The organism is Bacillus cereus group sp. RP29 (assembly GCF_040459765.1).
Classification (GTDB): domain Bacteria; phylum Bacillota; class Bacilli; order Bacillales; family Bacillaceae_G; genus Bacillus_A; species Bacillus_A paranthracis.
Genome location: NZ_JARVHN010000001.1, coordinates 3113645 through 3126524 on the forward strand (window position 1 = coordinate 3113645; position 12880 = coordinate 3126524).

Sequence of the window (12880 nt, forward strand, 5' to 3'; positions counted from 1 at the left end):
CGTTTTATTTGGTTAACATAATATTCTTACTGTATTCTGCGATTAATGCCTGTGCATGGGCATTTCCTTGAATTACATCTCGAAATTCTTTTAAAGAATACAAATGCGTAGCCCCTTTTCGGGCATGAATTCGTACTGGTACACCTTGTAAAGTATCATGAAATTGAAATGGCTTATCTATCGGTTCAATTGGGAAACCGAGTGTTAATAAATACATATACATTCTTTTTGTAACCGCTGCGATATACCATTCTGCTTTTGTTTCTAATGCATGCATAAATAAAATAGCTGTTAGTCTTTTGAAGTGTCCTCTCCCACGAGACGTTTTCGCAATACTTAACTTGCCTATTTCATATACATTTTGCAAATCTTTCACTAAATCATTTTTAGAAAACGGATAGAAAAACTCAGAATTTGATTGTTCTGGTACCGTATACTTCATACATTCTACTGTACCGATATGATGTTCATCTTCTATTAATAAAAATCGTGATGGATTTAAATTACGTTCTACGAACATTAAGTTTCTTTCTTCACAAAAATCTCCCCATAGTTGCTCGAACCAAAAATGTTCTTCCTTTGTTTGAACACGCTGGAACATATTTCCCCGCCTTTCCCATCGCCGCTCTGTTTTTGATAACGCTTTCACTATCTATCATATAAGAACAAATCTTCGTATGCAACTAAAAATATTTATGACTTATTATATTCTGCAAAACGAATTAAATTCCATCATAATCATCTCTTATCCCTCATGTACCATCCTTCTCACAATATATTTATATTACTTGCAAATTCATATCGTATGAAGCCGTCTCCCCTACTGCATATAATTCTTCTTAATCTAAAGAAATCCTTTATAAAAAAGGATTTCTTTTACTTCTTCATGCTTTTTAACCACTTCTCAAAAATTTGTACCATTCCATGTTTTCCAGCTAATTTCTCTTCCCCTTGCTTTGTTTTATATGGATATAATTGTAAGAAAATACCACAACCAGACTCAATTTTTTTACCATGCATATGACTTCCTGGATATACACAAATGACTTCATAAATGGCCCTTCGATGATAGACTCGCTTTCCATCCTGTTCTTCTACAAATTTTATAGACCAGTACTTATACATTTGCTCAGTTGCTTTCGTATTCCCAACGTGCTGAAAAATATTGTACATTGGGCTATACTTCACTTCAATAATAATAGAAGATTGATAGACGTATTTCTCTTCCCCCTTTACATAACAGTCTAAGCGAATATCTGGCTTCTTCGTATCTTCTCCATTATAAAAATTACTCCCTTTACTTAATGCAATAAGAGGATGTGTTTCAATTAAATCATTAAATGCGACATGGACTTTCATATCATCTCGATGTAAAACTACTGTCGTTCCATCTTGTAATCCATCTACATAAAAATGTTCTTGTATTTGTTCACGAATGGAATTTCTAGCTTCAAAACCAATTTGCTCTAACATGGAAATAACGATAAAAAAAGCGTAATATTCATACACTAAAAAAGTTGGTTTATAAACAAATAATAAAGATGGAGATTGATCTGTATATTGTGGGAGTAAATCTAAATGCTGTAGTAATTGTTGATGTGGTATCGGTAAATTATGTGCGTTCATTCTACCCGTTTCAGAAACTTCTCTCCAAAATGGAGAATGCATTAAAGTTTGAAAGTATTGTACACTATCATGTACGAAATGCGCTAAAATTTTATATTCTTGTATCTTCATAGAACTTTTTCGTAAATCCGCCTCTTTTAGTAAATGTATATTTTTATATTTTTGTTTCTCTCTATCGGTCACTGATCCATTACGCTCAATTGTTTGTATAATCGTTTTTACAGCTTGAAATTCTTCTGATTTCTTCTTTTTTTCTCTTTCTAATATTTCAATTGTTTGACGCAAAAAACTTTCGGCTTCAAGTAAATAAAGATAAAATTGCATCGCTTTAAATTTAAGAAATGCATTTTCTATACTATTTTTTTGTTCGATAAACTTACGATTATAATATTTTGCGTACGGTTTTCTTTCCGCCACTACCGCTCCTTTCCTCGTTACTTTCCGCTCCTTTTCTTCCCATTTATATTCATGTATAAATTTTGAACTCGATTCTATTTTCTTAAAAATTTGCTTTATCTTTTTCATTTTTTGCGGCAACTTTCTAAGTAACACTAGATAAGAAGAATCTTCAATATCGCTAAGTGCAGAGAAAGTCTTTTTATAATAACCTCTATCTAAAATCAACTCATTTAAAATTGACTTCACATAGTTTTGAATCATTTCAAATTGATCATCAAAAAAATTTTTTGGAACGACTTGAAAAGCGCCATAATACGTTCGATCTTCTATATTCACCTCAAAATGATATAAACCACAACGCCATGGATAAAAGAATTCCGTTTTTCCATGTTCATATATTAATACCTTTTGTTTTTTTTCATTTATTTCATATTTTGTCTCTTTTATATTTTTCTGTCCCTCATAGACTTTATTCCATATAAAAGTAATATTCATTGGATTTTCATAATGGTATTGCAATCTAATTGGTTTTAATTCTTGCACTTTATAAATACATTGAACTAATGCTGTTGCAGAGGTACAAAGACGATTTAATAAAATATATTCTCCTTTTGACTCCGTTCCAATAATTAACTTTAATACAAAAGGAAGCGTTTCTTTCGTATCAACGATTTCTGTTTCGTATCGTCCATCATTTTGCATAACCATACAACTCCAGTTCTCTACGCTTTTCTCTTATATATGCTAAAGAGTGTTCAAATGTAGATACTCTGTTTGCAAGTGGAGATTGCAAAAGAGGTACTAATGTTGCCCCCCTTTTTACTTCCTCTGAAAGTAAAGACCCAACCATCATTTCAGTCCCTCTTATTTTCGTCAATACACGTTGCTTTATTTGTAAATCAAATCCTTCCTCTCTACTAATCATATAAGAATGATTATTTTGGAACGGTATATTTTGCAAATAAGTAGCAATTGCATTTGCACATCGAAAAGAAATTCCCTTTGACGTATCGTGTGATGACAATACACCATGTAACTTATCTAATAGCTCTAACTCTTCTTCAGAAAACACCTCAATCATCGTTTTATTCCTGACCCAATTTATGCGAAATTCTCCTGCAGTTACTTTCAGAGGTGGTTGTAATACAACTTTCTCTTGCTCCATACACATCTCACAAAACGGAATCTTTCGTAAAGTTATTACATTCGTCCGATCTAATAATCGATCTGAGAGCTCCTTCGTTGTTTCATCAAAATTCACAGTACCAACAAATATAATATTTTCTCCAATTTCAATTGTTGGCGGAATTGAATTTTCTTTTTCTTGCACACCTTCATATAAATTTAAAATACGATTTTGTTTTTCAAGTTGAAGAACAGATAGAAATGGAGTAAACCAATGCTCAATATGTGACATATTCATTTCATCAAAAACGATTATATACAGCTGATTTTGATTTTCTTTTGCCTTCATTAACGCCCTAACTAATTTTGTTTCACTTTCAATAAAAGTACCATTTGGATGAAGGTAACCAAGTAAATCATGTGGTTCTTGATATGATGGTGAAATCGGGATCCAAACCAATTCTTCCCCGTATTGTAATCCAAGTGCTTCTGCATAAGCTTGCACAAAACGGGATTTTCCAGCACCTGGTATCCCCCCCAGAATCGTCAACATATTTGTTTTTGTACTTATATGAAAGTTATAAATATCTGTTTCATCCAAATATAGCCCTCTATTACGTACAAAACTTTTCACATACTGTAAAAAGACGGATTCACGCTCATCCCATTCCCATTCATCCTTTTGCACTTTTATTTCCTCTACCTCTACAAGCTTACCTTCTTCAGTTATTCGTTTTTTTAATTGCTCATACACATGATTGCTTACAAAATATAATTGATCTTCTACCGCTATTTCTACATACTTCATCCAGTCATTAAGTTCTATATACTTACATTCCCGCTGCTGTTCAAAATATGCGATTGAACTAATTGACGATGACTTTAAAGATATATTTCCATATAACCTTCCCTCATGCCACAATAACTCAGGGGGCTCAAAGTCTTTCGGATATTTTGGCATTAGAAATGACAAATAACCATTACTAAGTTTTCTTTCTAAAGACTCTCCCTTTTTATAATCGGAAACTTTAGGTACTGGAATCATTTTATAACCGTTTGCTATTTCTCGCGGTTCTTCTGTACAAATTAACTCCACGTATATATGTCCTCTTTCATAATAAAGACGAAACATAACCAATTGCTTTTCTAGTTTTCTTTTTTTTAATTCCGAAAAGACTTTTTCATTCTTTTTATTGCTACATAAACCTTCAAATACATATGGTTCATTTTTTAATTGCTCTTGCAACGTGAATGGTATTGGCGATAGGCATTGTATAAAGAAATTCTCTCCACTCTTCTCACTCTCTGCTTTTGTAAACTTCCCAATAAATCTCATATAGTACATTCGTTTTATAAAACTTGGCTGAAAAGCTTTATGTAATTTCACCTTCGTCACCTTCTTTTTTCATACTATTCTTAGTGTATGAAAGAAACGCAAAACTAGAAACAAAAAACCTGACGTTATCCGCCAGGTTCAAAATGAAATCGTATATTAATGAGATGGAAATGCGTTTTTCTCTTGTAAGATGGCATTATGAGCAATTTTCATTTTAGCAAGTACATATCGTAAACGATCTTCAGCGTTTTCATCTTTATGTTGCTGTAATTCCGCCAAATTCTCTACCGCACTCGCTAAATTTTCAATCACTCCTCGCAGTTCAGGATGATGATTAAAAAAAGATTCTTGCACTAACACTTTCCTTACTTCACTCGCTAAATCAACAATTCTGTTCAACTGTTCTTTTCCTTCCATTTTCATCCCTCCTGAATATCTTATGTATTAAATATTCTATAGACAAAGAAAAAAGCCCTTTAAATGAAAAGGACTTTTACATTTTTATATTTCCAGTCAATAACATATAAAGAGATGTAACAGCTGCTACGACAATTGCCCACATTACATATCTCTCTATACGAGTAAAACAACGATTTCCTTTTTCTTTTCTTGCGTACACATAAACAATGATCCCAATTCCGTATACGATTGAAACGAGCAATAAATTCTTCAAACCAGCTGCATAAATAAGCCATATAGAGTAAAGTGAAGCAATTAAAGCTAGCGAACCATTTTTCACTTTTGCATCTTTTAGTTCATTTGTAATCACTAATTTGAATTGGAATAACGCTGATAATAAATATGGTACTAAAATTGATGTTGACGCTATGAAATACATAATTTGATATGTTGACTCTGAAAACAGAACGATTATAAATATAACTTGGGCAACGCCATTTGAGATCCATAATGCCATATGCGGTGTTTGTTTTTTATTTGTTTTCGTAAAGACTTTCGGAAACACGCCATCTTTTCCTGCTACATGGGAAATTTCAGAAACAAGTAAAAACCAACCTATTAATGTACCTACAAGTGAAGCAACTAACCCGATGTTAATCGCTACTGCGCCCCACGTCCCAACAACATGTTCTAATACATGTCCCATTGACGGCGTTTCTAAAACAGAAAGTTCTCCTCTTGTCATCGCTCCCATTGACAAGACAGAAATTAAAATATAAATAGACATTACTAAAATAAGTCCTAATACTGTCGCTTTACCGACGTCTCGACTATTTTTCGCTCTTCCAGATAATACTACCGCTCCTTCAACCCCGATGAAAACCCAAAGAGTTACAAGCATTGTATTCTTCACTTGACCAAGTATAGAGGAAACTGAAATAGTTCCTTCTCCCCAAAAATCATGTGTAAATGTATCCCAGCGAAACGCTGTTACCATTACAACAATAAATAATACGATTGGTACCAATTTCCCTATTGTTGCAATCACATTCATAATAGATGCTTCACGAATGCCAAATAAAATTAGAAAATGAAGTGTCCATAATAAAAGTGATGCTCCTACGATAGACGCAACACTATTTCCACCTTTAAAAATGGGGAAGAAATAACCTAATGTACTAAACAGTAACATGATTGTTGCAACGTTTCCTAAAATTCCTGCTAACCAGTATCCCCAAGCACTGTTAAATCCGATATATTCACCGAAACCAGCACGTGCATAACTATAAATCCCGCCCTCAAGCTCTGGTTTCTTTCTTGCTAACGTTTGATATACGAGCGCGAGTGGAATCATTCCCATCGCTGTAATACACCAGCCAATTATGATAGAGCCGCTATTTGCTCCTACTGCTAAATCATGCGGTAAACTAAAAACACCGCCACCAACCATTGTTCCGACTACTAATGCAATTAATGGAAAAAATCCTAACTTCTTTTCTATTTGTACCACCCCATCTGTCATTCTAGGTGTTATGTTCGTTCAACTATTAAAGTCACCTTTTTCTCTAATAGACGCTTCTCTTATATTTTTTCAGGAAAACATTACTTATTCTAAAAGAAAATGAAGAAAAATGGAATACTTTTTTGAAAAAATGTATAAGTATGCACAAAAAAACCGTTCATTTTATAATGAACGGTCATTTCATACATATGAATTTGTATATTTTTTGTAAATTTAACGAAGTAAATTCTCTTTTTGTAAAAATTGTTTTGCGACTTCTTCACTACTTTTACCATTCACATTTACTTCATAATTCATTTTTCGCATTTCTTCATCTGTAATTTTTCCAGATAATTTATTTAATACTTTTTCAAGTTCAGGATATTTTTGTAATGTCTCTTTTCTTAATAACGGTGCACCTTGATATGGTGGGAATAACCCTTTATCATCTTTTAACACTTTAAGTCCGTACTGTTCCAATTCACTATCTGTTGAATATGCATCGATTACGTTAACATCTCCAGATTCAATTGCGCTATAACGCAGCTTCGGCTCCATCGTTTTAACATTCGAGAACTTATAGTTATATAATTTTTGCATTCCTTTATAACCATCTTCACGATCAGCAAATTCTAATGTGAACCCTACTTTAGCATCCTGTGCAATATTTCCTAAATCAGAAATTGTACTTATATTCTTTTGATCTGCTATTTTTTTCGGCATAGCTAGTGCATATGTATTGTTATACTCCATTGGTTTCAACATAACCATACTATATTTCTTTTCCATTCCAACGCGAGCCTGCTCATATACTTCATCCCGATTTGTACTTTTTGGCTCTTCTTTCACGAATGTAGATAAAGCTGTTCCCGAAAACTCAGGGTATATATCTACTTCCCCTGATTTCAACGCTTCGAATACAAATGATGTTTTTCCAAGACCTTGTTTTAATTGTACATGTAAATCGGTATCTTGTTCAATAAGCTGCTTATACATTTGAATTAAAATTTCAGGTTCTGATCCAAGTTTGCCCGCAATAACAATATCTTTCTTTTCGGTATTCCAAAGAAATGGAGAAGCAACCATTATACAAACAATACATATCGTCAATATAACACGCTTAGACGAACGTTTTGGACTCTCAAGCACCCGAAGTACTACATCAAAGAATAAAGCAAGTAACGCGGCTGGTACGGCCCCTAAAATGATAAGCGCATGATCATTCCGATCGATACCAAGCAATATGAGTTTACCAAGCCCACCAGCACCTATAAGAGCTGCTAATGTAGCCGTTCCAACAATTAATACCATTGCCGTACGAATACCGGCCATAATAATTGGTAACGCAAGAGGAAGCTCTACCTTCCACAGTCTTCTCCAGCTATTCATCCCCATAGCTTTCGCTGCTTCAATTAAAGATTCATCTAACTCCCGTATTCCTGTATATGTATTGCGTAAAATAGGTAATAGTGCATACACAACTAATGCGATAATCGCTGGAAGTTTTCCGATTCCTACTAACGGAATTAATAGTCCGAGCAATGCAAGTGATGGCACTGTCTGCATTACTGCAGAAGTTCCTATTATAAATTCAGCCATTCGCTCTTTTCTCGTTAATAAAATGCCAAGCGGTACCGCAATAATTACTGCAAAAAATAATGAAATAAGCGATATTTGTAAATGCTCACTTAATGCAGTTAGTAATTCTATTTTTCGTTCTTGGAACGTCTGTATAAAATCAGTCACTGTTTAGCCTCTTTCCTTCATTTGTTCAACGATATAATTGACAATATGACGACTTGTTAAAGCTCCAACATATCGACCATTTTCTTCAACTGGAACGACTTCATCAGCTCGCAGGCGAACTAATGCTTCTTGTAAAGAAGAATGTAATGATAGTGCCTCCCCTTCTATCCGCATACTTTCATCATGTGGCAATACATCTTCAATACTTTTCCCCTCATACCAAGGTCTTCCACGATTTCCAATGAATTCTTCTACAAATTCATTTTTCGGGTTATGTATAATTCCTTCTGGCGTATCTAATTGAACAACTTTTCCTTCTTTCATAACACAAATGCGATCTCCAAGTGATAATGCTTCTTGCATATCATGTGTTACGAATACAATTGTTTTTTGAATCTTCTTTTGCAATTGTACGATATCCTTCTGAAGCTGTTCTCTACTTAATGGATCTAGCGCACTAAATGGTTCATCCATAAGAACGATTTTCGGGTTTGCGGCTAATGCCCGCACGACACCTACACGTTGTTTTTGTCCTCCTGATAATTCATCAGGCATGCGATCGCGATATACGTCTGGATCTAGCCCGACCATCTGGAGCAACTCATCGACACGAGCTTTTATTTTTTCTTTGCTCCACTTTCTCATTTCAGGAACAACTGCAACATTTTCAGCAATTGTCATATGAGGGAACAAAGCGATTTGCTGCAACACGTACCCTATATCCCATCGTAATTCATTAATATTGTATTCTTGAATATCTTTTCCATCGATTAAAATTGAGCCTTCTGTCGTTTCAATTAAACGATTAATCATTTTCATTGTCGTTGTTTTCCCGCAACCACTCGGACCAATGAGAACAAAAAATTCTCCCTTTTTAATTTCTAAATGCAATGAATCCACTGCTTTTGTGCCATCTTCATATGATTTTGACACTTGATTAAACTGAATCACAAATACAACTCCTTTATCGTTGTTTCCTTTATTTTGATGGAATATGGAATTCATTTCAAATGATACGCATTATTCAACAAAAAAAGAGCTCACATTTGAGCTCTAACGGTCTAACAATATGGTTTTCATTATAGCGGCGTATTCACGCACATACATTTTTCTCTTAGAGCGCATTGGCGTTTCAGCAGCTAGTGCCTCCATCCTCATGCCTAAACGCTTTGCAATTATTTTCGTTCTATATAAATGATACGTATTGCTTACAACTACCGCATGTTTCACATCATATAAATCTATACTAAACTTTAAATTCTCATACGTATTTGTAGATTGATCTTCTATTAAAATACGACTCTCATCTATACCATGTACCATTAAATAGTTCCTCATACTATGAGCTTCCGGTATATCTTCATCTTCTCCTTGACCACCTGAAACAATTACTTTCGCTTCAGGATGAGAAACTAAATATTCCAATGCTACATCCAAACGGTTTTGAAGAGATAAAGACGGTCTATCTCCAAATAACTTTGCACCTAATATAAGAACGTACGGAGAGTGATGGCTCAGCTTTTCACGAGCAACTTTCTTCATTCGAAAGGTCATACAAAGAATGTATAGTGGTGGTAATAATAAGATTATAAGTAATATCCATTTGTTCATAAATATGTTTGCACTCCCTTTCTTTTTATTATATAAAAAAAGATTGGAAGGCAGAAGTGTTTTTTAAACGATTGATTTATTAAAAACTTTCGTCCCTACTTTACGTTGTGAATATACATAATAAAGAGCAATTCCTAATGATAGAATCAATATACAGCTAAGTACGTAAAACGGGAGCATTACCCCAGCTTTAGATACACCAGCTGTAAACAGCATTAATAATACAATTCTTATTCCTGTACCAATTAATCGAAATAAGCTGTCAACACGTCCCATTACTTCGTTTGGGATTTCCTCCATCATCAATACATTTCTCGCCACTCTTGTCCCCGCATTTCCAATCGCATGAAAAATCGCTAGTCCATATAACAACATTACGGAAGGTTCAATAATCATTGCGGTAATTGAAATTACATAAATGCACATCGTCATAACGATTGAAACTTCTGTTTTGACATATTTCATTATCAGTGGAATACAGATTCCTGCAACAACAGCTCCAACACCGTACATCATTCCCTCTATCGCGTATACAGAGGCATTAGCTTTAAGTATATCCGAAATATAAACTGGTATTAAATAATTTGCCATCATGACACCTATAAACGGCATATAAGTAGCAAGTAAGAACCAAAAGAGCTTAGGACGTTTTTTCATAAAGTGAATTCCTTCGAACAATTGCTTCTTAAATGTTATTTTCTTTTTAATCTCTTTTTTCTTGACATACGGTATACATAAAAACAGCAAAAATGCTCCTACAAAAGTTAACATATCTACTAACAATATCCACTTCAAAGACACAACTTCAATTAGAAAGCTCGCGGCTGCTCCTGAAATAACTTGTGTTAACTGTCCTTGTATTTCCATCGTTCCACTTAAACTTTTATAATGTTCTGCTTGAAAAATTTCTTGGTTGAACGCAAAAATTGTAGGATAAAATAATAGATAGTAAAAAGAGCCCGCTATATAAATAAGAATATAATGAATAGAATGATAGGATTGCCCAGCAAATCCCCATATAACCATTATTCCGATTACGGCTATCCCAATACCTTCATTACATAATAATAAAGATTTTCTTGAAAAACGATCAATACTTTGCCCGATAAACGGAGTTAACAAAAACATAATCAGTGTTGAGATGATGGAAACATAACCAAACGTTGTCTCTCCTCCACTCTCTTTAATTAACAACCATGGAATCGTTATCATTACAATACCGGAACCAATAGCTGATAGACTATTGGCCCCTAGAATGAAATACAAGCGTGAATCTTTATAAAGAGATGACATATCACTCAACTCCTAGTTGCTTTTTCACCTCTTTATATACGCTCATATATGCTTTCAATTCTTTAACTACATCATGAATTAATGGTTTTGCATCTTCCCCAAGTTCACCATCTTGCACATGTAATCCATCAAGAACAACTTGTTTTGGAATTGCATTTGCATAAACACCTCTAGCGACCGTTCGCATGCTGTTTAATGCATTTATTCCACCTTTACCGCCACCAGCAACCGCTAACAACGCAACTGGTTTATGAATAAATTCATTACTACTTAAGTAATCTAAAGAGTTTTTCAGCGCACCGCTCATCGCATTATGATATTCTGGTGTACATAATACAACCCCATCCGCAGCTTTCACTAACGTTTTTAATTTTTTCACTGCCTCTAAATCACGTTGTGACTCTTCTCCATTGTATAAAGGTAACTCCTCAATTGCTAAATCATATAATTCCCCTTCAAATTGATCCGCAATATATTTTGCCACCACGCGAGTTCTACCAAATTTTCTTGGTGTACCGTTAATAACAACTAGTTTCATGATTATTTCTCCCCTTTGTTTTCAATTTCTACTTATATATTATCAGAAATTTCTACACAAAACACAATATAAAGAGTTAACTTGTTTCATAAAATAGTATGATAAACAAAAAAGAACTCATACTTTCGTATGAGTTTCGTACAATTACTTTGTTTCATCTCTCATGCTCAATGTACCTAAACTTTCATTTGCTTTAAAATGGTTATATGCTTTTTCCGCTAATCTTTTCCGTTCTTCTGATAATTCTATATATTTCATTACGTTTTCAATTATTTTTTCATACGGAGTAAATACAATACCCGGCCAATCTATTTCGTCCTCTGGGTTGCTATTTTCCGAAATAATAAATTTCTTATTTGCCACTGCATAAGAAACTCGAGGAGTTTCAAGAATACCAGATAAGTAAAAGTGGATATTTAATATAATTTTAGACCTGGCAATTAACTCATTTCTAACAATTCCCCATGCATTATTTTTAAAAACAATATTTAAATTCGGGGCAACGACTTTTAATTGATCCAATATAGCTTGCCGCCTTGGGTTAAGAGCACCTATAAACAGTATATCAATGTCTTCAATTAATTCTTCATCAAATGCATCTTTTTTTATTTCTAAAGTTGGTGCATAGTTCATGCCTACATGTTTTATTTCTTTTCCTACTCCTCTTTGTTTTAACCATTCTATATTTTGTTTACTATAATCCCAAACTTCCTTATCTTTTAATAACATTAAATAAAGAGGATGCGCATAAGGGCTTCCTTCATATAGCTGTTCTAAATTATAAATAATTGCATTTTTCGGAAGGAGATGTGGGCTATGTGCATATGTATGCGCTCCAAAAACAATTGTATTCCCCACATTTTCGAGTATTGTTTCTGATATGATTGCTGTATTTCCCTCTTGCTCCAATCGCCATTTCAAAGCTCGCGCAACATCTATAAAACTACCATACGTCTTTGGGCATATAAACAAACAATAATCATATTCTTTATTCAAATAAGCTTCCATTAGCCTTAAATTATTCTTATATAAATCTACATCCGGATATTTCAGTAAAAGATCCTTTGCATGTTTTTTTGCTACTTTATATAGTCCAGCATAATAAGCAGCAATGCACCTTCTTAATTCAATTCTTTGCTGATGTTCATCTGATACGTCCATGTTTAACAGAAGATTTGCGATACAATACGCTTTTAAATGATCACGATCATAATAATAATCTAGTAGTGGCAACAATTCTTCATACGTATTTCCATGCACAGATTCTCCTAGTTCTAGCGCCCATCGTATTAATTCCATTATTACT

11 protein-coding genes are annotated in these 12880 nt (G+C 33.9%); all 11 read right to left on the bottom strand.

Annotated features, from left to right (window positions below; genetic code table 11):
* Positions 1-4: 4 nt before the first annotated feature.
* Complete coding sequence (locus QCI47_RS16690; protein ID WP_000487805.1) at positions 5-601, bottom strand: hypothetical protein; 597 nt, start codon at positions 599-601, stop codon at positions 5-7.
* Positions 602-876: 275 nt separating this feature from the next.
* A complete protein-coding gene (locus tag QCI47_RS16695) occupies positions 877-2727 on the bottom strand; it encodes a hypothetical protein (protein WP_309422749.1) in 1851 nt (616 codons plus the stop codon).
* The gene (locus QCI47_RS16700; protein WP_353811875.1) at positions 2717-4537 is read right to left on the bottom strand and encodes an AAA family ATPase; all 1821 of its coding nucleotides are present in this window, start codon (positions 4535-4537) and stop codon (positions 2717-2719) included. Before QCI47_RS16700 ends, QCI47_RS16695 begins: the two co-directional genes overlap by 11 nt.
* A 105-nt stretch (positions 4538-4642) precedes the next feature.
* Complete coding sequence (locus QCI47_RS16705) at positions 4643-4903, bottom strand: hypothetical protein (protein WP_000398576.1); 261 nt, start codon at positions 4901-4903, stop codon at positions 4643-4645.
* A gap of 76 nt (positions 4904-4979) precedes the next feature.
* Positions 4980-6407 (bottom strand): arginine-ornithine antiporter, encoded by a 1428-nt coding sequence (gene arcD, locus QCI47_RS16710; protein ID WP_000129462.1) that lies wholly within the window; start codon positions 6405-6407, stop codon positions 4980-4982.
* A 213-nt stretch (positions 6408-6620) separates the two neighbouring features.
* A complete protein-coding gene (locus QCI47_RS16715; RefSeq protein ID WP_309422751.1) occupies positions 6621-8132 on the bottom strand; it encodes an ABC transporter permease/substrate-binding protein in 1512 nt (503 codons plus the stop codon).
* A 3-nt stretch (positions 8133-8135) separates the two neighbouring features.
* Positions 8136-9083 carry an ABC transporter ATP-binding protein gene (locus QCI47_RS16720; protein WP_000614093.1) on the bottom strand — a complete coding sequence of 316 codons (948 nt, stop codon included), beginning with the start codon at positions 9081-9083 and terminating at the stop codon, positions 8136-8138.
* A 102-nt stretch (positions 9084-9185) separates the two neighbouring features.
* A complete protein-coding gene (locus tag QCI47_RS16725; protein WP_001045788.1) occupies positions 9186-9743 on the bottom strand; it encodes a YdcF family protein in 558 nt (185 codons plus the stop codon).
* A gap of 63 nt (positions 9744-9806) precedes the next feature.
* Entirely contained in the window at positions 9807-11036 is a 1230-nt protein-coding gene (locus QCI47_RS16730) for an MFS transporter (RefSeq protein WP_000097178.1), read from the bottom strand.
* 1 nt (position 11037) lies between these two features.
* Positions 11038-11574 carry an NADPH-dependent FMN reductase gene (locus QCI47_RS16735; protein WP_000780354.1) on the bottom strand — a complete coding sequence of 179 codons (537 nt, stop codon included), beginning with the start codon at positions 11572-11574 and terminating at the stop codon, positions 11038-11040.
* Positions 11575-11718: 144 nt separating this feature from the next.
* On the bottom strand, positions 11719-12873 hold the full coding sequence (locus QCI47_RS16740; protein ID WP_353811877.1) for a CgeB family protein: 1155 nt from the start codon (positions 12871-12873) through the stop codon (positions 11719-11721).
* Positions 12874-12880 lie beyond the last annotated feature (7 nt).

What these genes read in the sequence shown, in the direction of transcription:
- QCI47_RS16690 (WP_000487805.1), bottom strand. Translation starts at nt 601, where the DNA reads ATGTTCCAGCGTGTTCAAACAAAGGAAGAACATTTTTGGTTCGAGCAA.
- QCI47_RS16695 (WP_309422749.1), bottom strand. Translation starts at nt 2,727, where the DNA reads ATGCAAAATGATGGACGATACGAAACAGAAATCGTTGATACGAAAGAA.
- QCI47_RS16705 (WP_000398576.1), bottom strand. Translation starts at nt 4,903, where the DNA reads ATGGAAGGAAAAGAACAGTTGAACAGAATTGTTGATTTAGCGAGTGAA.
- arcD (WP_000129462.1), bottom strand. Translation starts at nt 6,407, where the DNA reads ATGACAGATGGGGTGGTACAAATAGAAAAGAAGTTAGGATTTTTTCCA.
- QCI47_RS16725 (WP_001045788.1), bottom strand. Translation starts at nt 9,743, where the DNA reads ATGAACAAATGGATATTACTTATAATCTTATTATTACCACCACTATAC.
- QCI47_RS16730 (WP_000097178.1), bottom strand. Translation starts at nt 11,036, where the DNA reads ATGTCATCTCTTTATAAAGATTCACGCTTGTATTTCATTCTAGGGGCC.
- QCI47_RS16735 (WP_000780354.1), bottom strand. Translation starts at nt 11,574, where the DNA reads ATGAAACTAGTTGTTATTAACGGTACACCAAGAAAATTTGGTAGAACT.
- QCI47_RS16740 (WP_353811877.1), bottom strand. Translation starts at nt 12,873, where the DNA reads ATGGAATTAATACGATGGGCGCTAGAACTAGGAGAATCTGTGCATGGA.